Raw genomic sequence first — 23931 nt, 5'->3', positions numbered from 1 at the left:
TATTCTGCCGATTTGTACTTACACAGGCAGTCCACGCTCACGCTCAAGATCTATCAGGCGACTCGTAGGTCCGTCAGGTTTCAACCGCTCGGTTACAATTTCTGGCCAGAGCTTTCGCGTTTTGCGTTTGACATAGTCGTATGTAAAGTCCTGTATCGCATTAGTTGGGTAAAATACTAAATGCCCGACAAACATGAAGGCATCTGACGCAGTGAGGAAATTGCTGTCTCCCGACTTGAGCTTTTTGTCGGTAATTGTTTTTTTCCAGTAACCCAGGAAGTCTGAGTGTCTAATATTGCTGGATAGTTGACTCTTGATAAATTCATCTGAGTCGCTATGCTTTCCGTTTTTGTCAAACCACGGGCCATTATTCATATAACTGCGGATGTATTCCCAGAAGCCTTTTTGCAAGTCTAACGTCTTGCCCATTGGGGAGCCCAAGCTTACCATAAGTACGTTTTCCGGCTCCCCCAGGCGCTTTACAAGTATTTCAAGAGACGCGTTGTTTATGCTTCCGGTATAAACTCCGGTCATTTGAAATTCACAGGCGATTGCTTGAATATCGTCCCACGGCGTATGGTAAAGGTCACCGTTATGGTCGAAATAAACTTCTTGAGTTCGGCGATTAAAAAGTACCGGTAATGGTAGCGACTTCCTCGTTTCCAAAAAAATGGAACAAAGAACATCGAAGTTGCTAGAAAAAGGCACAGCCCTACCAAGTCCCAACGTCCTTTCAAAATCATCATCAACGCGAGAACCAAGCTGGCAAGCGAGCCAACGCCTGCTGTCATTCCGGTAATACCGCCTCGATCAGCATCCCCTGCCATTTGTAGAGTTAAATAGTTTGTGGTGTGTTCATCTGTAATAAATAGTTCGAGCGGTGATTGCCCTGTGCTTTCATTGGGGCGCAGAATCGTGTTGGAGGTTTTTCCATATTTTGCCACCGCTTGCGCCATGAGGTCTTTCAAAGCCATATTATTTCCTTGATTTCGATAGGCGGTAAACTCAGGCCATCTAAAGGCGAGTAGGTGAGATTGCCTTTTATACTGTTCAAGGCACGACCTTCACGATCTACATGGTATACGCGTCTGTAGGTAGCAGTTCCTGCTTCCGTAGTGACTCTAGTTCCAGCATGAAGATCAAAGCTATTTCCGCTCCAAGACACTTTTTCGTGTTTGCCACCCATTCCGAAAATACCACCCCATATCTCTTCGCCCTCAAACTTTATCATGCTGTCAGTAAGTATTTCTTTCCCTGGTAGTAGTAGCATCAAATACGTACTTTCTACCATTCCCTTGTAGGGGTTTAATTCGTTAAGGCGATACGCATTTAAACTGATTGGAAAAACAATTTTATAAAATTCAGTCATGGATTTGGTATAGTTGCCAGCCCAGTCAGCAGGGCTTATACCAAACTTCGTGCCTTTGATCCATTTTTCTAGAGGTGTGTCCTGAGTGTATAATCTAGCGACGATTCCTCCTACTATCAAAATGGTTAAACCTAATGCTTTAAAACCAATATGAGGGACTTGTGTTACGCCTCTTCCAATTGCTGCGGCATCTCCGGCTATTACAGCGGCCCTGGCTGCACGTATAGCGCGAAATGTTTTAACGTAAAGGGCGATATTTGCGGTTGATACCGCACTCAAACCAACGTTAATACTGGCTGTGTCATAATCGCCTGACTGATATGCTTCGAATGCATCTAAGCCATATGCAACAATGTCCACTGCAGCAGAAAGTGTTTGAAATCCAGCAGCTTTCCAACTTAGACCTAATGCATCCGCCAGTGCGATACGTGCAACAGATGATTCTTTTCCAGATGCTGCTACCGCAGTTTCCCAGTTAATCTCAGCTACTTTTTGCAAAACTGCCGCAGAAGCAGCCGCCATGCCAAAAGTTCCGCCTAATGAGTTAATAATCGTTTTGGCAGATGGAGTGTTCCATGCATCCCGACTAGCAGATCTCAGGTTTAGTGCCGCTATAATGGCAACAACGCATTTGATCGGTGCGTTGTCCAAGGCACCTTTGCTAAGGTTTAATAAGTTCTTTAAATTGCTTTCGTTTTTGACTAGATCTGCGATCGAGCCAAGTTTGGCATTGGATGCGCCCGCCGCCTTTAGTGGTGACAAAGTGTAGAATGGCAATGCATCCTCAATTGCTATGGTACTGCTTATTGCTATGCTGGTTTTGGTGGGAGTGTTAGTGTCAATTAAATCACTTATCCATTCCCCAATCTGTTTCGAGTTTGTTTGCGCAACAATCAACCGTTGCTGACTGCGGCCCATGGCAGATCCAAGGAATATTTTTGCAACGTTATCTGGTCCCGATGCTGAGTTTTGCATGTGCGCCCCCACGACTGGTGACAACGCCAGCATTAGAGCTTCTTGAGCTTTGGCAGGACTATATGTCGCCAACTTTTCAGCACTTTTATTGATCGCGGATGCGAGTGCTATTGCTCTACCTACTTTGGCTGATGCTTTTGCCAGGCCTGAGGCGTTATCATTGATTCCGTCCGAAAGATCAATGATGGACTTAATATCTGCAATGGCTAAGCGCTTACCTAAACCAAGTACAGCCCAAAGTAACCAAGGTTGTCCAGTTGCCTGTTTGTCAGGGTCAAGAGCATCTCCTATGGCTTTTGCACAAAGACTGCTACTTGATGGGCCTAAACGATGCAGCTGCAAAGTTAACTTCAAGTGCAATACGGGAGTCTGGGATAGTAATGTCGAACTGCCCAGCAGCTGTATCTAGAGTCGATGGGCCTTTACTCTGAAAAGTTTTCAGCCAGTCGTTCCATAGTATTGATAGGCGACGGCAGTTTTCGTTGTAACGCGTTTCTTCGGAGTCTAATTCATCCCAAGCTGTTTTTACTTCTTTGTAACGGGTAATGGATGGGAGTAACTCTTTGACTTTTGTATCGTTATCGGCTAGGGATTTTAGCGCTCCCGCCATTGCCCAATCATCGGCGCGTTTCTTTCTACGCTCATCAAAAACACTTTGCTGTGTTCGAATCATTGCCGATAAATCTAGCCAAACTCCCCAAGGATCATCCGCAATGACATAAGACTGCTGCTCACAGCGTTTCATATCATCCAACATTGACGACCAATTTGGTTTGTTCTTGGTTGACGGAGCACAACTCCATTTAAAGCCGATCGGCTCCATATAGTCGCCGATACTTTCGTGAATACTTATTGCCTTGCCGCTCGCCGGCGCAGCGCCAGGAGTGAAGCTGCGCATTACACGTGCGCGGACTTTTTCATTAGCTTTGGCGGCCGAAAACTGTGCATCACTCCATTTTGAGGGTGACCAGGAAATCATCGCAGGCGTTCCTGCCGGGAACATCAAATAAGGTTTTGATGATGGATCGATGACCTTCCCACCACGTGTAGTCTCCTTGAGCGACGCTTTTTCAACGTTGAATTCAATTAGCTTTTCTGGAGATGACTGCCAGACATACAGCCAACCATCGCGCAATAATCGAGCGGTATAGTTGAGTTCTTTGTCACGAGTAGCGCTATTGTCATCGCCCAGTTCGGGGAACTTTCCGCTCAGTGTGGGCAATGTAAATGCGCTGACATCGATAGCGTGTGAAGGCCCTATGGCATAGCGCAACGGAATGACCGCGGTTATTAATGGACACGCCGCTGGTTTGAAGTCTGGTTTTACCGCTGTTGCTTGAGTCATTACACCGCCTCCTGCGGAGTTTCCGTATCGGGTGCTAGCGCTTGCAGCAGCGGCCAGTCGAGAACAATCTGTGCATCGATTCCGGTGTCAGCAGGTGCACCGTCGATGCTGGGAAGGTCGTTAGTCCAGGCTCGTTGCACCACCTTTTCATGATGTAACCAGACGCTCTCTATTCCAAACCAAAAGCCGGGTGGCCAGTTAGCACCTGATAGCCAGGCCTGACGCAATGGAAGTGCGTCACCCAATCTCAACCAGTACTCCTTTCGCTCCGGAGAGTAGATTTTTGTCCGGCGCTGCAAGATTTTGAATACTTCGATCATCGGTTTTTGGGTTTGTAGCCATACGCCGTTGATGAGGTTTTCGTCTCCCTGTAACCAAGCTTGTTGAGCAGCGCTTCCGGCGGGGACGTCTAGAATAATTGGGCCTGCTTCAGCAATGGGCGCATAGGCAGTCGCTTGTAATAGAGGCATAAAGCGGTGCCCCGGATAACTCCTCGCCAGCCATGCCACGGCATCATCAAAACGAGCACCATCAATCAGTAGATATCCCTGAGCATTTTGATTGTTGCTCATTGCTGAATTCCTTTAGCAGCTTTGGCTGCTTCACAGACTTCACAGACACCTGCGCGGGTACGACGGAAGAGGATGTTCTGTTTTATAAGCGCCTCAAGCGGTAATCCTGGTTTATCGGAATCGGCAATTTTCATCAGCCCTGGAAGTAAAGGTGCTGCAGGGGTACCAACACCCGGCCCTCCCCCGGAATTCACCTTCACATTCGCGCCACTGATCGTCACGCCCCCCGCATCAACCTTCACAAAGCTCCCACCAGCCTTCGCCGTGAGCTCCATGCCACCCTCAACCACAACCTTTTCCCCAGCGTTGTAGTGAATCTCCTGCCCAGCCTCCACAAACTGCGCCGTCCCCACTTTCACATTCTGGGTAACAGCAACCGTCAAATGATCATCCGCCCGCGCTTCTGTCTTGCGATCCAGATGCGTAATGCGATGTTCTTCAACCTTGAACTCGCTGTAAGTATTCGCCTCAACGGTGTCATGCCGTTCATTGCCGACCCGAATCTTCTGGTCATGCTCAATGTTTTCATCCCAGTCGCGCTGGGCGTGCAGATAAATCTGTTCCGCACCTTTCTTGTCTTCAATCCGAAACTCGTTGTAGCCCTTGCCGCCCGGTGAGCTGAGCGTCTTGAACGTGCTGCGGGTCTTGTTCGCCGGCAGGTCGTAGGGGACGACGTTTTCCTTGTGGTACAGGCAGCCGGTGACTAACGGTTGATCCGGGTCGCCTTCCATGAACGACACCAGCACTTCCATGCCGATGCGTGGGATGGCGATGCCGCCGTAGGCGTTGCCGGCCCACCCGGTGGCGACGCGTAGCCAGCAGGTGGTGTTGTCGTCGCCTTGGCCGTCGCGGTCCCAGAAAAACTGGACTTTGACGCGGCCATATTTGTCGGTGTGGATTTCTTCGCCTTTGGGGCCGGTGACGATGGCGGTCTGGCTGCCGAGGACTTTGGGTTTCGGGTGTTCGAGAGCAGGGCGGAAGTGCGCGTCCCACGGGGTCGCGAGGAAGCGGTTGCGGTAGCCCTGGTGGAAATCGTCTTTGTTGTCGGTGACGTCGCTGGTGGTGTTTTCGCCGAGCACTTGCGGTTGTTTGCCTTCGTGGACGACTTCCAGCAGCAGCCAGAGGTCGTTCCATTCGGCGCGCGGGTGTTCGCTCAGGGCCAGGAAGTGGCCGCTAACCAGAGTCGGTTCGTCGCTTTTGCCTTCGGCGAGTTTGTAGTCGCTGCGATGGCGTTCCAGCGCGCGGGTCGCCAGTTGCTTGCCGCGTTCGCGGTCGGTGAAACGGCCGGGGTAGTCGTAGTCTTCGAGGTCCGGGGCGAATTCGGTTTTGGACGCGCCTTCAGGGAGGATGCGTGGTTTTTCGAAGTCGTAGTCCCGGCGGCTGACACGGGTGGTGCGGGTTTCCAGGCGCAGGTTGAAGCGCTTGATCACTGTTTTTTCGGCGGCCATCCCGGAGTCTTGCTGGTAGCTCACGGGCGCGAGCTTGCGGAACACCGTCTGGTCATCGCCGAACACCAGTTTGTGGCCGCTGGCCGAGTGCTGGAAGTGGAAGTGAATGCCTTCTTCTTCGCACAGGCGCTGGATAAAATGCAGGTCGGATTCGTCGTACTGCACGCAGTAATCGCGTTCGGGGTAGATCGCGCCGAGCTGGAAGCTGTAGGCGTCGGCCAGAATGCCGCGTGCTTCGAGGACCTGGCCGATGATCTTCGGCACGGTCAGGTGCTGGAAGATTTGCTGGTCATGGTTGTGTCGCAGGTAGGCGAGTTGCGGCACCAGGCTGACGCTGTAGCGGGTCAGCTTCTTGCCGGAGTCGCCTTGCTCGATGCGATAGACCAGGCCGTGGATGATGCCTTTGCCGGTGGCGCCGAAGGTCAGGCAGCCAGGCTTGTGCAGCAGCTCTTCGAGTTTCAGGTCGGGGCGGGCGCTGACCAGTTCGATGTCGAAACAGAACGGTTGGTTGAGGGCTTCGCGACCGACGAAACTGAGCACTTGAAGGTCGGCGGAAACACCTTCCAGCGCGAGGGTGATATGGGTTGCGTTCGCGTCCAGCATGCCTTGAATTCCGTCCTTTGAATAAGCTGGGGCGGATGGTGCAGGATTAAACCGCCTCGTTCAAGGCGCAAATGCCCCAGGCGTGGAGTGCTTAGGGCATAGGGAAAACCCCTAAGTGCAGGGTTCTGGCCAATGAAGACGGGGAGTTGAGCCGCATGCTGCCAGGGTCAGGGGGCGCTGGACGACGATTTCACTCAAGAACTAACAGTCATTTTCAGACTAACGTGCGCCTTCGACCCGTTCGCGGCGGCTAAACGCTTAGCCCACAAATCCCCTGTGGGAGCGAGCCTGCTCGCGATGGCGGCAGCACATTCAACATCGATGTGCCAGGAAGACCGCTATCGAGAGCAAGCTCGCTCCCACATTTGATCTGTGTTGCTCACCCAACTTGCGATCACTGCTGCAGAGCGTTGTCGTCAGTCACTCAAAGCCAATGCCAAAACCGACTCCAGAATCCCCGATTCAGATCGTTCTTGCACCCGGCGTACTGCTGCGCATACATATCGGATCGGCCCTGAACCTTGCCGGCCGTGGCCACCAACCAGGCTTTGCTGGCGAAGGTTTTCTGACGATACCCGCCCCATCCTTCGTGGTAGTTGAGGTATTGCCCGAAGGCGTCGTATTTGTATACGCCGTTGATTGACGTGGTTTTGTCCATGTACCAGCCGACGAAGTCGATGGCGTCATCGAATTTCTCGCGGTTGGCGCCGCCTCGGCCGGTACTTTTTTGATAGTCGGACCAAACCTCATCCTTGGCCTGGGCATAGCCCGATGCCGTCGACACCCGGCCCCACGGGATTATCCAGAGCAGGTATTTGCGCGGCGTCTTGGCGTCGTGACGATAGCCGGACTCTTGATACATGATCGCGAAGGGCACCTGGATCGGCACGCCCCAGCGTTTTTGCGTGACTTGCGCGGCGTCGTACCAGTCGCTCTTTTCCCGGAAGATATCGCAGATATCGTTGGGGGAGCGAGGTGGTGAGGTGCTGCAACCGGCCAGCAATGTCGTGAGTAACAAAAGTCCAGCCGTCTGCCTTGAGTTCAAAAGCCCATCTTCCTGTCATGCGCATAAAAAGGGCGATAGTTTACGCACTCGATGCGCGGACGGGGAGGGAATGTGAGATTGGCGGTGTGGGGTCGACCGCTATCGCGAGCAAGCTCGCTCCCACAGTAGATCTTATGCGAACACCGGTTTGGTGTTCGGCAACGATCCAATGTGGGAGCGAGCTTGCTCGCGATGGGGCCCTCAGGATCAGCGCAAATCCAACTGCTGCCGATACGGCAAATCCGGCCCGGTCTTGCTGCACGTCAACGCCGCCGCTTGCACTGCAAACTTGAGCATCGCATCAATCTGCTCACGGCTCAGCCGTTGCACACCGTCCACCGAATCCAGTTGCTGCTCGGTCAACCAGGTAATCAGCGCTGCCTGAAAAGTATCGCCGGCGCCCACGGTGTCGGCAATCTTCACCGAACACGCCGGCACCGACCACGAACCATGGGCACGGCTGAAGACAGTCGCGCCTTCGCCGCCACGGGTCAGGAACACCAGTTGGCAACGATGCTGGAGCCAGCCTTCGATCACCCGTTGTGGATCTTGCTCGGGGTACAACAGGCTCAAGTCTTCATCGCTGACTTTGATCAGGTCGGCCAACTCCACCAGTTCCGCGATCCGTTCCCGCCACAGGAGGATGTTCGGTTCGGGATTCAGGCGTACGTTGGGATCAAGACTGATCAGGCGTTTACCACTTTCGCGCTGGACCAACGTCAGCAGCGTCTCGGCAATCGGCTGCACCACGAGCGAGTAAGAGCCGATGTGCAAACCGCGCACTTCAGGTCCCAGTTCCGGCAGATGCTCCAGGCGCAACTGCCGATCCGCGCAGCCTTCACCGCGGAAGCTGTAGTGAGGCGAGCCATTGGCGCCGACCGCGACCATCGCCAGCGTCGTCGGTGCGGCGAAATCCACCAGGTAGTCCGGGCGTACGCCTTCATCCTGCAATACTTGCTGCAAGCGACGGCCGAGGTAGTCGGTGGACAGCCCGGCAAACAGCGCCGCGTCCACGCCCAATCGGCGCAAACCCACCGCCACGTTGAACGGCGAGCCGCCGGCAATCGCCTTGAAATTCACTTTTGAAGCCAGACCACTGGCATCGTCTTCGCTGAAGAAATCGAACAGCGCTTCACCACACACCAGATACATAATTGTTCGCTCTTTAAAGGGTTGCGACATGCTGTTGATAGCGTTCGTAGGCCTGCTGAGCGGCCGCCACATTCTCGGCGATCGGCAGGGTTTCGCTGGCCATGTCGAGTTTCACGCAGCGCTCGCACAAATCTGCCAGCGTGCTTTCGTGGCCGTTAGACCAGGACTTGCACCACGCCGCTTGAATCGCCGCGCCGAGGGCGGCGGCTTCGCTTTGTTCGGTGCAGATGACCGGGGTGTTCATGATATCGGCGACGATCTGCCGCCACACCGGACTTTTCGAGCCGCCGCCGATCAAACAAATGCTGCGGCTTTGTAAGCCATTCTGACGCAATAGGTCCAGCCCATAACGCAAACCGAAGGTCGTGCCTTCGACCACGGCCCGGCACAAGTTGGCCTGGGTCAGGTTGGTCATCGTCAGGCCCAGCAGGCTGCCGGTGGCGTGGGGCAGGGCGGGGACGCGTTCGCCGTTGAGGAACGGCAGCATGCTGACGCCTTCCGCACCGATGGGCGCCTGGGCAACCAGATCGTTGAACTGTTCGATGTCCAGCGCGAACAGGTCGCGGATAACCCCGGAGGCATTGGTCAGGTTCATGGTGCAGATCAACGGCAACCAGCCGCCACTGGAGGAGCAGAACGTCGCGACCGACGCGTCCGGGCTGACCTTGGGCTGTTCGGCATAGGCGTAAACCGTGCCGGAGGAGCCGAGGCTCATGGTGATCGCGCCGGGCTGGATGTTGCCGGTGCCGATGGCGCCCATCATGTTGTCGCCGCCGCCACTGGAGACCAGTGCTTGCGGGTTGATGCCCAAGTGCTCGGCGATGCTAGGCAGGATTGTGCCGACGGCTTGATGGGCGTCGATTAGCTCCGGCAGTGCCGCTTGCAGCCGGCCGGTCGGGTCGATGTCCCGCAGTATCTGCAAGTCCCATTGGCGGGTGCGCACGTTGAAATAACCGGTGCCCGAGGCGTCACCGTATTCACTGCAACTGCGGCCGGTCAGCCAATAATTGAGGAAATCGTGGGGCAGCAGGATTCGGGCGATCCGGGCAAAGATCTGTGGGTGTTGTTCTTTGGTCCACAGCAGTTTTGACACGGTGTAGCCGGGCGCGATGACAATGCCGAGGCGTTCCAACGAGCCTTTTTCGCCGCCGAGATGGGCGAGTAGACGATCGTTTTCCGCGGTGGATTCGGTGTCGCACCAGAGCTTGGCCGGGCGCAGGACCTGGCCTTGGTCGTCGAGCAGCACCAGCCCGTGTTGCTGGCCCGAGACGCCAATGCCGAGGATGTCCTGGCCGTCGACGTTGGCGGCGAGCAGGGCACGGCGGGTCGCTAGGGTGAAGGCTTCCAGCCATTGATTGGTGTCTTGCTCGCGGCGACCATTGGCACCGCTGATGAGCGTGTGGGCCGCGGCGCCCTGGCCCAGCACCTGACCGCTGACGGCGTCGAGGATGATGGCTTTGGTGCCTTGGGTGCCGCAGTCGATGCCCAGGAATAATTGTTGGTTTGCCATGGTAGATCCTTGGTGTGTCAGGTCGATCTTGGTGAAGCCATTCGCGGGCAAGCCCGCTCCCACAGGGGATTTTTAGTGAACACAAGTTTTGTGTACGACGACGATCACTGTGGGAGCGGGCTTGCTCGCGAAGACGGCAGTAGACTCACCGCCGCACTTACGCCAACACCCGCTCCAACGTCCGCGTTACCCCAACCTCTCGCAAGCTGTTGCAGCACCACTCAAACGCTGTCACAAACTCTGGCGAACGCGGGATCGCGGTGCCAAAGATCTCCTCAACCTCCAGCAACCGCTGAGTGATCAACGCGTCATCGGCCACCAGCGCCTGACAGAACGCCGCCCGTGGATCCGGAATCGAATAGGTATCGCCATTCTCATCCACCCCCTTCAAGTACAACGCCCAAGCCGCCACCACCAACGCTGCACGCTTGGTCTCCTGACCGTCGGCAATCAAGCGGTTAAGCGTCGGCACGGTGAATTTCGGAAACTTCGACGAGCCGTCCGAGCACACGCGCTCCAGTTGATCGGCAATCGCCTGATTGGAGAAACGCGCCACCAGAGTGTTCTTGTAGTCGGTCAGATCAATCCCCGGCACCGGCGCCAGTTGCGGCGTGACGTCCAGGTCCATATAAGCCCGCATGTAGCGCACGAACAGCGGGTCATTCATGGTCTCGTGAACGAAGCGGTAACCCTTCAAAAACCCCAGATACGTCAGGGCCAGGTGGCTGCCGTTCAGCAGTTTGATCTTCATCTCTTCGTAAGGCGTGACGTCGTTGGTGAACTGCACGCCAACCTTTTCCCAGGCAGGGCGACCGTTGACGAACTTGTCTTCCAGCACCCACTGCACAAACGGTTCGCAAACCACCGGCCAGGCATCGTCGACCGCATGTTTGTCGTGCAATTGCAGTTTGTGTTCAGTGCTGGTCATCGGCGTGATGCGATCGACCATGGCATTGGGGAAACTCACGTTCTGGTCGATCCATTCCCGCAAGTCGGCATCGCGCAGGGCGGCGAAGGCCAGCAATGCCTTGCGGGTGACCGCGCCGTTGTGCGGCAGGTTATCGCAGGACATCAGCGTGAACGCTGGCGTACCGGCAGCGCGCCGTTTGGCCAGCGCCGCACAGAGAAAACCGAACACGGTTTTCGGTGCATTCGGGTTCGCCAGGTCGTGCTGGATCAGCGGCAGGTGGGCCATGAACTCGCCGTTGCTGTCGTCGATGCAGTAGCCACCCTCGGTGATGGTCAGCGAGACGATGCGGATCTCGGGGTTGGCGAGTTTGTCGATCAACGCTTCGGCGCCGTCTTCAGCCAGCAACATGTCGCGTATCGAGCCGATCACCCGGACTTCGGCGTCGTCGTTGTCGCCCAGTTCAAACAAGGTGAACAGGTAATCCTGTTCCTTCAAATCGTCCCGGGCGCGGCGGTCTTCGGCGCGCAGGCCGACCCCGCAGATCGCCCAGTCCAGGCCTTCGCCGGTATTCATCAACGCATCGGTGTAATACGCCTGATGCGCCCGATGGAAACCGCCGACGCCGATGTGGGCAATGCCTTGGCGCGTGTCGCTCAGGGCGTAGGCGGGCAGGGCCACCTCGGGGGCGAGGCGATTGAGGTTCTGTTTATTCAGTTTCATCGCATAGTCTCGTCAGGCTGCAGCGCGCAACGGGCGGGTCAGCGCCACGCCGTCGGCATCGAATAAATGGCAGTGTTCAGCGTCCAGGTGCAGGCTTAGCGCCTCGCCATAACGGCTGGCCAGGTCACCGCGAACGCGCATGGTCAGGGCTTCGCCGGACGAGGTCACAACGTGGCAGAAGGTGTCGCTGCCCAGTCGTTCACTGACGTCGGCGGTAACTTGCAAGGTGCAGTCGCCGGTTTGCGCCAGGTTCAGGTGTTCCGGGCGAATTCCCAGGGTCACCGCTCCGCCGACACTCAGGTTGGCACCGCTTAGCGGCAGCGTGATGCGGGTGCCGGCGTCCAGGAGCACTTCAACGTTCTGGCTTTCGACGCGGGTGACTTTGCCCTTGAGGAAGCCCATTTTCGGCGTGCCAAGGAACCCGGCGACAAACAGGTTGGCTGGCTGGTGATACAAGTCCAGCGGCGAGCCGACCTGCTCGATTTTGCCGCCATTGAGTACCACGACTTTGTCGGCCATGGTCATCGCTTCGACCTGGTCGTGGGTCACGTAGATCATGGTGGCTTTCAGTTCTTTGTGCAGGCGCAACAGTTCCAGGCGCATCTGCACACGCAGGGCGGCGTCGAGGTTGGACAGCGGTTCGTCGAACAGGAAAATTTTCGGGTTGCGTACAATCGCCCGGCCGATCGCCACGCGCTGACGCTGGCCGCCGGACAGCTGTTTCGGCTTGCGCTCAAGCATCGGCCCGAGTTCGAGGATGCGTGCTGCTTCGCCGACTTTCTTCTCGACTTCGGCCTTCGGAACACCGGCCAGGTCGAGGGCAAACGACATGTTCTTTTTCACGGTCATGTGTGGGTACAGGGCGTAGGTCTGGAACACCATTGCCAGGTCACGCTTGGCCGGACTGACTTCGGTGATGTCGCGGCCATCGAGTTCGATGGTGCCGCCGCTGACTTCTTCAAGGCCGGCGATCAGCCGCAGCAGCGTTGATTTACCGCAGCCCGACGGGCCGACGAACACTACGAATTCTTTGTCATTCACTTCAAGGTCGATGCCTTTGATGATGGAGAAGCCTTCGAAGCCTTTTTGCAGATTCTTGATTTTCAGGTTGGCCATGATGATGGGCCTCCGCTTTTAGTTATTCAGTTGGGCGCGCCTTTAAGATCAAAAGATCGCAGGCTGCGCCAGCTCCTACACGGAGATCGCGTGAACCCTGAGCTCTTTGTAGGAGCTGCCGAAGGCTGCGATCTTTTGCTTTTGATTCATTTCACGGCCCCAAACGACAGGCCGCGAACCAGCTGTTTCTGGCTGATCCAGCCGAAGATCAGGATCGGTGCGCAGGCCAGCGTCGACACGGCCGACAACTTGGCCCAGAACAGACCTTCGGGGCTTGAGTACGAGGCGATCAACGCGGTCAGTGGCGCGGCTTTCGATGAGGTCAGGTTCAAGGACCAGAACGCTTCGTTCCAGCACAGGATCAGTGACAGCAATACGGTGGAGGCCAGGCCGCCCTTGGCGATTGGCAGTAGCACCCGGACCATTTCCTGCCACAGCGTTGCACCGTCGAGGCGTGCGGCTTCGAGGATGTCTTTCGGGATGTCCTTGAAGTAGGTGTAAATCATCCAGACCACAATCGGCAGGTTGATCAGCGTGTAAATGACGATCAAGGCAATGCGTGTATCGAGCAGGCCGAAACTCTTGGCCAGCAGGTAGATCGGCATCAACACGCCCACCGGTGGCAACATTTTGGTGGAGAGCATCCACAGCAACGTGCCTTTGGTGCGCTTGGTTTCGTAGAACGCCATGGAGTAGGCCGCCGGCACCGCGATCAGCAGGCACAGAGCCGTGGCGCTGAACGAAATCACCACCGAGTTCCAGGCGAAGCTGAAGTAATCGCTGCGCTCATTGATGTGCAGGTAGTTCTCCAGCGTCGGCGTGAAGATGAACTGCGGCGGCGTGGCGAAGGCATCGATTTCGGTTTTGAAACTGGTCAGTACCATCCAGAAGATCGGGAAGAAGATCAGGATCGCGATGGCCCAGGCCAGGGTGCCGAGCAGCAGGCTTTGCAGACGGCGGGATTGTTGAAGAGTCATGGCGCAGGCCTCAGGCTTTGTCTGTCAGGTTTTTGCCGATCATGCGCACCAGCACGATGGCCGCGACGTTGGCAATCACCACCGCGATCAATCCACCGGCGGACGCCATGCCGACGTCAAACTGCACCAACGCCTGGTTGTAGATCAGGTAGGCGAGGTTGGTCGAGGCATAGCCGGGGCCACCGTTGGTAGTGGTGAAGATTTCGGCGAACACCGAGAGCAGGAAGATGGTTTCGATCATCACCACCACCGCAATCGGCCGCGCCAGGTGCGGCAAGGTCAGGTGCCAGAAGATCGCGATCGGACCGGCACCGTCCAGGCGTGCGGCTTCTTTCTGTTCCTGGTCGAGGGACTGCATGGCCGTCATCAGGATCAGGATCGCGAAGGGCAGCCATTGCCACGAGACAATGATGATGATCGACAGCAGCGGGTAGTGGGCCAGCCAGTCCACCGGTTGCGCGCCGAACAGCTTCCAGACGTAGGCGAGAATCCCCGACACCGGGTGGAAAATCAGGTTTTTCCAGATCAGCGCACCGACGGTGGGCATGATGAAGAACGGCGAGATCAACATGACCCGCACGATGCCGCGACCGAGAAACTCACTGGCCTCCAGCAACGCACTGATCAACACGCCGAACACCACGCTGATCAGCAGCACACTGCCCACCAGCAGCAACGTGTTGGTGGCGCCGGGCAGGAAGCCCGAATCGGTCAGGAAGTAGGTGAAGTTGTCCAGCCCGACAAACTCGTTCTCGCCGGGGTTGAGCAGGTTGTAGCGGATCACCGAGAAGTAGAGGGTCATGCCCAGCGGCACGATCATCCACAGCAGCAACATGGCCACTGAAGGCGTGACGAGAAACCAGCCGGGATTGGCCAACCGGCTTTTACGCACCGGTTGGGGAACTTCCATATGAGCTTTGGCAGTTGAAATATTCATGGCGATCAGAACCGATTGGGAACAGGCAGATGAAGATCAACTGTAGGAGCAAGGCTTTTGTGGCGAGGGAGCTTGCTCCCGCTGGGGCGTGAAGCGGCCCCAAAAGCTTTGCGACTGCTTCGCCGTCGAGCGGGAGCAAGCTCCCTCGCCACAAAAGCGGCCCCCACATTGGTTGCACCGATTACTTGGGATAACCGGCGCGCTTCATCTCACGTTCGGTGGTTTGCTGGGCGGCGGCCAGGGCCTGGTCGACCGTGGTCTGGCCGATCAGTGCTGCCGAGAACGATTTGCCGACCTGGGTGCCGATGCCCTGGAACTCAGGAATGGTCACCAACTGAATGCCGATATACGGCACAGGCTTGAGGGTCGGTTTGCTCGGGTCGGCGGCTTTTAGCGACTCGAGGGTCACTTTGGCGAACGGCGCGGCTTTCATATAAGCATCGCTATAGGTCGAAACCCGCGTACCTGGCGGCACGTTGGCAATGCCGTCCTTCTCCGCAACCAGCGCACCGTATTCCTTGGAAGTGGCCCAGGCGCTGAAGGTTTTCGCTGCGTCCTTGGCCTTGGAACTGGTCGGAATCGCCAGCGCCCAGGAATACAACCAGGCCGAACCCTTGTCGGTGGTCTCGTGCGGTGCATAGGTGAAGCCAACGTGGTCGCTGACCTTGCTTTGGGTCTTGTCGGTGACGAACGAGCCGGCGACGCTGGCATCGACCCAGATCGCACACTTGCCGCTGTTGAACAGCGCCAGGTTTTCGTTGAAACCGTTGCTGGAAGCACCGGGCGGGCCCGAATCGGTCATGGTCTTGACGTAGAAATTCAGTGCGTTTTTCCACTCGGGGCCCGTGGTGAATTCCGGTTGCCACTTCTCATCGAACCAGCGCGCGCCATAGGCATTGGCCAGGGTGGTGATCAGCGCCATGTTCTCGCCCCAGCCAGCCTTGCCGCGCAGGCAGATGCCGTACTGTTCTTTATCTTTGTTGGTGAGTTTGCTGGCGAATTCGCCGATCTGGGTCCAGGTCGGGTGCTCGGGCATGGTCAGCCCGGCGTCCTTGAACAGGTCAGTACGGTAATAAGTGATCGAGCTTTCAGCGTAGAACGGCAGGGCGTACAGCGAACCCTTGACCGACAGGCCTTCGCGCACCGACGGGAACACGTCGTCGAGGGCGTAGCTGGCTGGCAAGTCTTTCATCGGTTCCAGCCAACCCTTGGCGCCCCAGAGTGCAGCTTCGTACATGCCGATGGTCAGCACATCGAACTGCCCGCCCTGGGTCGCAATGTCGGTGGTCAGGCGTTGGCGCAGGACGTTTTCTTCGAGCACCACCCAATTGAGCTTGATGTCCGGGTGCTCGGCCTCGAAGGTTTTCGAGAGCTTTTGCATGCGGATCATGTCGCTGTTGTTGACGGTGGCGATGGTCAGGGTCTGAGCGCCGAGGCTGACGCTACTGAGGGTCATGCAGGTGAGGGCAAGCAGAGCTTTTACAGAAGGTTGCATCGTGCACTCCTTTTCTGCACCCAATGAGGGCAGAAGGACAGTTATTGTTTTTGTGTCTTCCTGCGGAGGGAAGAATCTGCACTGATTACAGCCTTCAATTGAGTATGTGACAAATCATCCGTAGCACTTAAATCGATACTTTTTTGCACTGGGGTTTTTAGCGGAAAGTACGGGGTAGGGCTTTTTGGTGTTTGTCGACGATGAAATGCGTATAGGTTTCGATCGCCAAATGCAAAAGATCGCAGCCTGCGGCAGCTCCTACAGGGAAATGCGATCCATGTAGGAGCTGACGAAGGCTGCGATCTTTTGATCTTTAACCGAGGTTTTGTTCGGTCAAACGCTGCACCGCCAACCGCCGGTAATGGGAAGGCGTCATGCCCTTGAGTTGCTGAAAGCGCCGGTTGAAGTTGGAAATATTGTTGAAGCCCGACTCGAAACACACGTCGGTCACCGGTTTGTCGCCATCTGCCAGCAGCTCGCAGGACTTGCTGATCCGCAGCCGATTAACGAATTCGATAAAACAACGCCCGGTGGCCTGCTTGAACACCCGACTGAAATATGTCGGCTTCATGCCCAGGTGCTCGGCGACTTCTTCCAGCGGCAGTTCCCGGCCGTAGTGGGCAAAGATGTAATCCACCGCCCGGTTCGTGCGATCAACGTTGTGTTCATCCGCCAGTTGCGGCGTCGTGGCCCCCGATAGCAATTGGTAATCGTCGGAGGCCGCCAGCAATTCCAGCAGAATCAAGAAATGCCCGAGCCGGGTTACGCCTTTGGTGTCGGCAATGCGCTGCATCAGCGTCATGGCCTGGCGGATGGTGCGCTTGCAGCGAAACTCGATGCCGTACTGCGCGCGCTCCAGCAGCGGCACCAGGGTCTTGAGCTCGGCAAACACCAAGTGGCCGCTGTCGAACAACTCGTCGGTGAAGTTGACCAGCATGTCGCGCTTGGGCACCACTTCATCTTCGGCCACTTGGCTGATCCAGTTGTGCGGCAGGTTGGGGCCGGTCAGGAACAGCGTTTCCGGGTAGAAGTTACCGATGTAGTCGCCGATGAACACCTTGCCGGAACTGGCGACGATCAGGTGCAGTTCGTATTCCTTATGGAAGTGCCAGCGCACCAACGGGCACGGAAAACCATGCTGGCGATAAATGATGGACAACCCGTTGTGGTCGTCCATCAACTCGTAGGAAGGATCGGTAACTCTGGCAGTCCGGGTCATGGCAGCGCGCTTTTATTGTTATCGCGCCGTGATCATGCCTCTTTCCGGGTCATTTATGCCAGTGACCGACTGTGCTGCACCGCCTTCATGCTGTTGACGACCCAGCAATAACCAACGATTTCGGACTCATCGAAAAAGTCGGTGCTGATGATGCCGCATTGACTTACCCAATCCCCGTGTGGATGAAACCAGGTATTGATGTGCTGCTTGATGTCCACCGGCTCGCCGAGGAACGTATAGCTGGTGGCAGTCAGAGACCAGAGGTAGGACCCGAACCGAGGCGTTTCGAGGGTTCGGACAATGTGCCGACGCAGATCGTCGACGTCGGTCAGCCGACTGCCGCTCCAGCGGTGGGGAATGCGGTTCCAGAAGAAGTCCATGTCCAGCTCCACCGAGCCGCTGGCGGCCAACACGATACGTTTTTTGCTGCTCGCGGCTTTGAGTTCGCCGATGGTCTTTTCCTCGTCCTCGGGGGAAATGGCCCGCTGTCCAAGGCGTTGCTTCAGCAAATCACTGAATTGTCTGAAGTCGAAGGCATTGTCTCCGTCCCGCAACTGATGGAAGTCGAGAATGATGAACTCATCCGGGTTGCGATCAAGAACACCGTGCACCGCGTCGATCAATTCATCCAGCACCCGATGAGACCGGTAGCCGTTGTGATGGAAGTAGTACGTGCCCTTGGGCGAACCGGGCAAGTAGCCCAGGCGCAGGTCGAAAGCTCGTGCACCGTGGTCCAGCTGCCATGCAAATGAATCGTTCTGGCAGGTGGTCCAGTGACCGACGACGACTTCGTAGCTGGGGGCTTTTTGTCCATCCCGGCGTTGTGGGCGCCGGGCCAGACGAGATCGGTGAGTTTCAGTTGGTCGATGTCGGGGACTTTGTCCATCCAGCGTTGCGTGTCGACATTGGAAGTAGGGCTGTTTCGCATGTTGCAAGGCTCCTGCCTGTGACTCGGCCCCCATCCGTGGGGGCGAGATTTCGTGGAAAAACCAACTCATGGCCTAAGCCTAGAAGCTGCCAATGGATTTTTCAACGCGCAGAAACATCGGCATAAACATAGCCTTACGCCACTTTCATAATGCGAAATATCACCCTCGGGAATCCGAAGCGGACGACTCACTGTGACGATTTTTCGCCTCGATCCATTGGGCCATGTACTGCGTACTTTTATGCGCGTGATGGCGAAGCATGGCGCCGGTGAAGTTGTCTCGCCGCCGTTCGGCAAGGTCGCGAGAGCAGGCTTGCAGGCGCTCGATCAGGGCCGGGCCGTGCTCTGACTGGCTGTATCGAGCCACGAGTAGTCGATCACCATCGGATTGGGCCTGGGTCCAGAGCGCCTGGTCCTGATAAAGCGCGACGGCAGCGGCGGCCAGTGCTTCGGCGGACTCACCGATAGCGCCCGGCCATGGCAGCCCATCACTCATGCCCTCGGCACCGATTGGCGTGGTGACGGTCGGCGTGCCGCACAGCATTGCATCGACGATTTTGCCCTTGATCCCCGCGCCAAAACGCAAGGGTGCCAAGCAGATCCGCGCAGCGGACATCACCTGCAATGCATCCTCAGCCCAGTTCATCACATGGAAACCTTGAGCCGGATTGTGTAGCGCAGTGGCCTTGGGCGGGGTGTAGGCGCCGTATAGATGCAGTTGCGCGCCGGGCAATTGTTGACGAATCAGCGGCCAGACCGAGGTCTTCATCCAGAGCACCGCATCCCAGTTCGGCGCATGGCGGAAGTTGCCGATACTGAGAAAATTCGCCCGATCTTCAAAGGCCGTGTGAACAGTCGCCGGCATGTCGGGCATCAACGGGCACCAATGCAGCAAGTCCCGCGGTAGCTTGAACTGTTCGACCAACAAGTCGATTTCCACCGGCGAAATCATCAGGCTCAGGTCGCAGCGATACAGTGCGGCAATCTCGCGTTTGGCCAGGTCAGTGCCAGCCATCAATTCGAATTCCTCGCGCAACGCTGGGGCAAACAGATCGCTGAAATCGTTTTCGTCGACGCAGGCCTTCAATCGGTCCTTGAGCCGCTGATGCCGGGCATGCCGCAGGCTTTGCAGGTCAGACGTTTCAAGCACCCGAAGCGCGTCGGGGCAGTGTTTCTCCACACGCCAGCCAAACTGTTCCTCCATCATGAACTGATCGAACAGCACGATATCGGGGGCCAATTCACTGATAAACGTGTCGAAACTGCTGTTATTCAGCTCGATAGGGCATTCACGGATACCCAGCGCGGCGAGATCGGCCTTGTGTTCGCCGACCCCCGCCGGGCTGCTGAAGGTGATGCTCCAGCCTTGCTGCAAAAACGTTTCGAGAATCTGCATGACATGCCCGCTGGCCGCCGAAGAGCGGGGTTCGGGCCAGACGTAACCAATGACCAGGACTTTGATGGGGGCAGGCTCATGGGGCATTCCTGATGAGGGCGCAGGGCGATGGAAAAAAGAGCGCAATTAAACCACAGCCCTGCGCACAGATGCCCGGCAACCAGGCTATCGATCAAACCGGGTTGAAACTAAGCAAGACCTCCCAGTCGATATAGCCTCCACGGCTTCTGTCAGTGGCTTTCTGCAAGGTTTTAATGTTTTCCAGGAATACAAGATTGTTGCGTGAAGACTGGCTCAGCAGGGCGGTGGTCATGGCAAATGAATCCGCATTATCAAAAGCCATCGTTTTACTGAGTAACTTAAGATTGTCGTCGCGAAGATGACCCGAAGCGAGGTTCATCAGTGGCGTAACATCCAGGCGCTGCTGGTTGCCGATGCGGCCTGACAGCGGCACATTGGCATAAGCGTGGTCAAGCGTATTGGGGGCGCCGTGGAACACTTCATGGATCAGGTCATCGGCGGGCACATTCAGACTGAATCCCTCCTTGCGAAATTGCCGATTGAAATTGTCCGGGAAAATCCGCATGAATTTTGTTTGAGGGGCATCAGCCTGGCTGGCTGTTCTCCACTTTTGGTACTCCTGTGGGTTAAGCGAAGCCAGGGCGCCTGTTTGTGTCTTGGTATCGAGGATGAAGTTGTCGGGAGTAATCTTCGCCAGGTCATTCCTGACATCCTGAAGGGCGTCCAGAAATTTTCTTCGAGCCTCGGGGGAGTTGTCTCCCATGAGCAGCTTCAGCACTAAACCCGAATCATATTCCGATGCGCTGTTGGTCATTACTTTAATGGCCTCATCCACTTTTCTCCGGGCTGCCGGCAACGCGTCCTTAAGTAACTTGCGGCTGTAGACCACTGGCATGCGTTTGTGAAAGCCCGGCAGGCGAAGCACGTTCAGGAAGTCAAAGTTTTTTAACTTTGGTCCAATGGCCTGGCCCTGACGATTCAACGCGTACCATTGGTCGTTGTGGCGTGTGGCCAAGACGACGAGCGAGTCTGTCGACGACGCCAATGGACGCCAGGTTCTCAGGCCAGTGTCTGCACGGTTGGCGGCTTTGAGCAAGTCATAGGATTGCGCGCTGCCGGTCAGCTTGCGCAGTTGAAACGTGGCGTTTTCCAGTACATCGGTGCCCAGTTTCCTGAGCTTCAACACTTTCACGCCCTTGCGTACCAAGGCGGGTATGCCGTCCAGTGGGTTGAACACGCTGTTCAACAAACCGACGCCCACTCTCGCCATGCTGGCGGCCTTTGCCGCGACGGAAGCGGTTTTGGCGGCAATGCTGACAACCTTGGCAACCGCGCCGACCACCAACAGAAGTGTCATGGCCGCTTCAAGGGTGCACGACGCCCAACCCTCTGCCCGGCGATCCGGGTCGTCCGAAAGGATGTCCTGAATGCACGATTTGAACGGGACAATGACGTTGAGCACTGTGTCGACAACACCATCGTACTCGGCCCGCAGCCTCTCCAGTTTGGTCTGTCCCCAGCACTCTTTTAATAGCTCGTCATAGGTCGCCAGGGGACGGTGCTTCTGAATGAACGCTGCAAGTTCGTTGAACTCGCCACTGTAAAAGCTATGGTAATAACCGCGGGTTTGCCGGGTTGAGTGTGTAGCGGCAACTGGAAGAACGGCGAGCTTTTCAATCACACCAATGCTGGTGGGTTGGATGCCGGGGTTTACGCCGTGGGTATAGCACTCGATATCAGTCGGCAAACGATAGGTTGCTGAGGGAGGACCGTAGCGGTTTGCACTTCCAGAGAAATCCGTGCGTGGGGACTGATTCAACAAACCGTTATGGCTGATCAGTTCGGCGAGCGCGGGATTTTCACGGCAGACGCCGTGCAGTGTGAACAGTTCGTAGCAATACAACTTATTCTCGAAGTAAGCACAGATCACCACGCCATAACGTCCGGTAGCGGCATCTTTGTCGGCCTGATTTTCCTTGTAACCCAGTTGGGTAAGTTCGGTGGCGGTGTGAATAAGTAACTTAAACGGGTTCAGCGTGAATGTATTTTCTGGCGTGGGGACGATCGCTACGGAGGGTCGGACGGTAAATAACGAAACCTGTCCTTGTGACAGTCGCCTTCGATCAAGCGGTGGCAGTGTTGTAAAAGCCAGTTTGAAACTGCTGCTCATGGCTTCCGAGAACTGGGTATGAGCCCGGCTGAACAAATAATCGAACTCGGGTTTCAACCGGTAGGTTTCATTGTTTATAAACGGATAAATGTCATAGAGGCTGTTGTTCGCGATATTCCATTGGCGGGAGCCGAGTTCATTGGCCATCAGCAACTCTACCAATGACATCGGCTCTGATGTCACAAATCCCGGACGGGGGGCGTGTGGGCTCTTTTTGCGCAGAATTTCATCTTCAATAAAATCGCAATCAGGGGCTGTGATTTTCAGGATATTTAATGCGATATCCCGCCTTGTAGGGAATGGTTTCGACAATTTGGCCTGGACCTCGGCAAAGAGCCCAAGGTGCTTTTCATAAGCGGAAGTCGCGGTGCCGATGGCCGTGGTGCGGGCATTCTGCACGTCGGCCAGCGTGATAATGCCGTTGAGCAGGGCCCAGTCGAGGAGGGTGTCCATGGCGAGCAAGCTGTTGAGCGTCGTCAGCGATTCATCCAACCAGTCAATCGTTGCCAGTTTTCTGATTTGTGCATACGTCATCAGGCGCGAAGAGCCCGGCTCGTTGAATTCCACCATCGCCACGGTCCGACAAAATTCAACCCATTGCGGTGTGCCCAGCAGCAGGGTCGAGGGCAAGTCTTTGACCAGGAATTCAGGCGCGGCGCCGGCTAACAGTAAATGGGCAGCGAGAGGCGCGGTCTGTTCGCTAACGCCAGCCTTGGCAACCAGATGACTTTCCAACGCTGTCCGAACGGCAGCGAAAGAGTGTTCAACATGCTCAGTGGCATAGAGATTAAACCCGGCGACATGATTGCGAGGTTCCTCTTCGCCAATGGACGGGTGCATGTCCAAGAGCACCGCTGTCAGCATAACTTGCTGTCTATACACATCGGATAACGGCTCATCGCTCGATGCGCCATACCACTCCAGTTCCTTGATATAGCCTTCGGCCCAAGAGGCGGCGATGTCTTGGGACGCGAGTGTCTGCAGGTGTTCATCGGCGTCGGATTGGTTGAGGGTCGTGATCTGCCGCCCCAGGGCAACTTGCGACAGAAGATCCAGTAACTTCCCTCGACCCCGAGTGTAATAGTGGGTCAAGGCTCTGATTTGGCGACGCTGGGTGTCGCTAAGACTGACCGGGCTGTCGTTAGCTACCGAGAGCATGTCCCAGTAGTTGCCCAGTAGCGGACTTTTCGGCAGGCGCAGTTCCAGCAACGTAATGAGATGTTGGGTGTCTTCGGCTGTTTTCGGGATGACATGGTCGTGGAACCTGAGCCATTGTGTCAGGCTGACCCGGTCGTCGAGTGTCACCGCGCCACCCAGTACCGCCGCCATTTCTGCGAGGGTTTCCAGGTCGTCGTTCAGTTCGGGGTCAAGTTTGGTTCGGTTGGTCAGGTCGTAGGTGAAGTTTACGGTCAGTGCGGTGATGCGACCGTTCTCTTCGACTTGAAACACAGCGTCTTCGGATAACCGGTGTCTGCTCAAGACCTGTTGAAATGCGTCTTTCTTGATCATTCGCTTTAACAGTTCGATGCCGGGCACCATCAAGTGCTCAAGACTTGAATCGCGCTCCAGGGAAATAAGCGGCATTGTCCAGGTGGGGGCGAATCCTGTGCTGTCATCAGCCAGCATGGTATTCAATCTGCTGATAACTTCCTGTCGCTCACTGTCATTGCTGCTTGTTGGATCGACAATGTTGTAGGAAGTGCCTGCTGGTCGAGAAAGGTATCGGTCGGCGATGGTGCAGTTGCTGGTGTTGTTCATCTTGAATCCATTCAAGGTTTAGTAGATTTCAGGCAGTCAGTGTCGCTCTTTTAAATAAGAGAGGGTGCCTGTTTTGTCTGGCTTTATATCGGCTGTGCACACGTTATTGAAAATAATGAACGGGCGGTGAGTCGTGCCGAGACGCAACTTAGTTTGAATGGATGCGGATAGCCAGATGGTTATTTGAACCAGTTATTTCAGCGATGTTTATTTAGGGAGGAGGGCAGGTTTGTTAAATAAGGATGGCTCTTGTTTGTGCGCAAAC

The 23931-nt window shown here is 56.0% G+C and carries 17 protein-coding genes and 1 pseudogene; all 18 read right to left on the bottom strand.

Annotated features, from left to right (window positions below; translation table 11 throughout):
- Positions 1–18: 18 nt before the first annotated feature.
- The gene (locus RHM58_RS26655) at positions 19–534 is read right to left on the bottom strand and encodes a hypothetical protein (RefSeq protein WP_322268676.1); all 516 of its coding nucleotides are present in this window, start codon (positions 532–534) and stop codon (positions 19–21) included.
- The gene (locus tag RHM58_RS26650) at positions 531–974 is read right to left on the bottom strand and encodes a hypothetical protein (protein ID WP_322268675.1); all 444 of its coding nucleotides are present in this window, start codon (positions 972–974) and stop codon (positions 531–533) included. Before RHM58_RS26650 ends, RHM58_RS26655 begins: the two co-directional genes overlap by 4 nt.
- Positions 965–2686 (bottom strand): hypothetical protein, encoded by a 1722-nt coding sequence (locus RHM58_RS26645; RefSeq protein ID WP_322268674.1) that lies wholly within the window; start codon positions 2684–2686, stop codon positions 965–967. The genes RHM58_RS26650 and RHM58_RS26645 overlap by 10 nt, the downstream gene beginning before the upstream one ends.
- Positions 2655–3689, bottom strand: a complete 1035-nt coding sequence (locus tag RHM58_RS26640; protein ID WP_322268673.1) for a toxin VasX — start codon at positions 3687–3689, stop codon at positions 2655–2657. The genes RHM58_RS26645 and RHM58_RS26640 overlap by 32 nt, the downstream gene beginning before the upstream one ends.
- Positions 3689–4261, bottom strand: coding sequence for a DUF4123 domain-containing protein (locus RHM58_RS26635; protein WP_322268672.1), 573 nt, complete (start codon positions 4259–4261; stop codon positions 3689–3691). Before RHM58_RS26635 ends, RHM58_RS26640 begins: the two co-directional genes overlap by 1 nt.
- Positions 4258–6312, bottom strand: a complete 2055-nt coding sequence (locus RHM58_RS26630; protein ID WP_322268671.1) for a type VI secretion system tip protein VgrG — start codon at positions 6310–6312, stop codon at positions 4258–4260. Before RHM58_RS26630 ends, RHM58_RS26635 begins: the two co-directional genes overlap by 4 nt.
- A gap of 424 nt (positions 6313–6736) precedes the next feature.
- Entirely contained in the window at positions 6737–7357 is a 621-nt protein-coding gene (locus RHM58_RS26625) for a hypothetical protein (protein ID WP_201203380.1), read from the bottom strand.
- Between the two features lie 207 nt (positions 7358–7564).
- The gene (locus tag RHM58_RS26620; protein ID WP_201203382.1) at positions 7565–8509 is read right to left on the bottom strand and encodes a carbohydrate kinase family protein; all 945 of its coding nucleotides are present in this window, start codon (positions 8507–8509) and stop codon (positions 7565–7567) included.
- Positions 8510–8522: 13 nt separating this feature from the next.
- Complete coding sequence (gene xylB / locus RHM58_RS26615; protein ID WP_322268670.1) at positions 8523–10019, bottom strand: xylulokinase; 1497 nt, start codon at positions 10017–10019, stop codon at positions 8523–8525.
- 157 nt (positions 10020–10176) lie between these two features.
- A complete protein-coding gene (locus RHM58_RS26610) occupies positions 10177–11649 on the bottom strand; it encodes a mannitol dehydrogenase family protein (RefSeq protein ID WP_322268669.1) in 1473 nt (490 codons plus the stop codon).
- Between the two features lie 12 nt (positions 11650–11661).
- The gene (locus RHM58_RS26605; protein WP_201203387.1) at positions 11662–12765 is read right to left on the bottom strand and encodes an ABC transporter ATP-binding protein; all 1104 of its coding nucleotides are present in this window, start codon (positions 12763–12765) and stop codon (positions 11662–11664) included.
- A gap of 146 nt (positions 12766–12911) precedes the next feature.
- Positions 12912–13742, bottom strand: coding sequence for a carbohydrate ABC transporter permease (locus RHM58_RS26600; RefSeq protein WP_054046221.1), 831 nt, complete (start codon positions 13740–13742; stop codon positions 12912–12914).
- 10 nt (positions 13743–13752) lie between these two features.
- Positions 13753–14652 carry a carbohydrate ABC transporter permease gene (locus tag RHM58_RS26595; protein WP_242486393.1) on the bottom strand — a complete coding sequence of 300 codons (900 nt, stop codon included), beginning with the start codon at positions 14650–14652 and terminating at the stop codon, positions 13753–13755.
- A gap of 208 nt (positions 14653–14860) precedes the next feature.
- Positions 14861–16174, bottom strand: a complete 1314-nt coding sequence (locus RHM58_RS26590) for an ABC transporter substrate-binding protein (protein ID WP_201256985.1) — start codon at positions 16172–16174, stop codon at positions 14861–14863.
- A 313-nt stretch (positions 16175–16487) separates the two neighbouring features.
- Entirely contained in the window at positions 16488–17393 is a 906-nt protein-coding gene (locus RHM58_RS26585; RefSeq protein WP_201203390.1) for an AraC family transcriptional regulator, read from the bottom strand.
- Between the two features lie 53 nt (positions 17394–17446).
- A pseudogene (locus RHM58_RS26580) lies at positions 17447–18321 on the bottom strand (phospholipase).
- A gap of 160 nt (positions 18322–18481) precedes the next feature.
- Positions 18482–19804: a glycosyltransferase gene (locus RHM58_RS26575; RefSeq protein WP_322268668.1), complete on the bottom strand. Its 1323-nt coding sequence runs from the start codon at positions 19802–19804 to the stop codon at positions 18482–18484.
- Between the two features lie 85 nt (positions 19805–19889).
- A complete protein-coding gene (locus RHM58_RS26570) occupies positions 19890–23666 on the bottom strand; it encodes a hypothetical protein (RefSeq protein WP_322268667.1) in 3777 nt (1258 codons plus the stop codon).
- Between the last annotated feature and the right edge of the window lie 265 nt (positions 23667–23931).

Source organism: Pseudomonas sp. 10S4 (assembly GCF_034344865.1).
GTDB lineage: Bacteria > Pseudomonadota > Gammaproteobacteria > Pseudomonadales > Pseudomonadaceae > Aquipseudomonas.
Note: the sequence above shows the minus strand (reverse complement) of the source record. Positions and strands in the feature narration are given on the sequence as shown.

Coding starts and splice junctions, on each gene's coding strand:
- RHM58_RS26655 (WP_322268676.1), bottom strand. CDS start 534: ATGACCGGAGTTTATACCGGAAGCATAAACAACGCGTCTCTTGAAATA.
- RHM58_RS26650 (WP_322268675.1), bottom strand. CDS start 974: ATGGCTTTGAAAGACCTCATGGCGCAAGCGGTGGCAAAATATGGAAAA.
- RHM58_RS26640 (WP_322268673.1), bottom strand. CDS start 3,689: ATGACTCAAGCAACAGCGGTAAAACCAGACTTCAAACCAGCGGCGTGT.
- RHM58_RS26635 (WP_322268672.1), bottom strand. CDS start 4,261: ATGAGCAACAATCAAAATGCTCAGGGATATCTACTGATTGATGGTGCT.
- RHM58_RS26630 (WP_322268671.1), bottom strand. CDS start 6,312: ATGCTGGACGCGAACGCAACCCATATCACCCTCGCGCTGGAAGGTGTT.
- RHM58_RS26620 (WP_201203382.1), bottom strand. CDS start 8,509: ATGTATCTGGTGTGTGGTGAAGCGCTGTTCGATTTCTTCAGCGAAGAC.
- xylB (WP_322268670.1), bottom strand. CDS start 10,019: ATGGCAAACCAACAATTATTCCTGGGCATCGACTGCGGCACCCAAGGC.
- RHM58_RS26610 (WP_322268669.1), bottom strand. CDS start 11,649: ATGAAACTGAATAAACAGAACCTCAATCGCCTCGCCCCCGAGGTGGCC.
- RHM58_RS26605 (WP_201203387.1), bottom strand. CDS start 12,765: ATGGCCAACCTGAAAATCAAGAATCTGCAAAAAGGCTTCGAAGGCTTC.
- RHM58_RS26600 (WP_054046221.1), bottom strand. CDS start 13,742: ATGACTCTTCAACAATCCCGCCGTCTGCAAAGCCTGCTGCTCGGCACC.
- RHM58_RS26595 (WP_242486393.1), bottom strand. CDS start 14,652: ATGGAAGTTCCCCAACCGGTGCGTAAAAGCCGGTTGGCCAATCCCGGC.
- RHM58_RS26590 (WP_201256985.1), bottom strand. CDS start 16,174: ATGCAACCTTCTGTAAAAGCTCTGCTTGCCCTCACCTGCATGACCCTC.
- RHM58_RS26585 (WP_201203390.1), bottom strand. CDS start 17,393: ATGACCCGGACTGCCAGAGTTACCGATCCTTCCTACGAGTTGATGGAC.
- RHM58_RS26575 (WP_322268668.1), bottom strand. CDS start 19,804: ATGCCCCATGAGCCTGCCCCCATCAAAGTCCTGGTCATTGGTTACGTC.
- RHM58_RS26570 (WP_322268667.1), bottom strand. CDS start 23,666: ATGAACAACACCAGCAACTGCACCATCGCCGACCGATACCTTTCTCGA.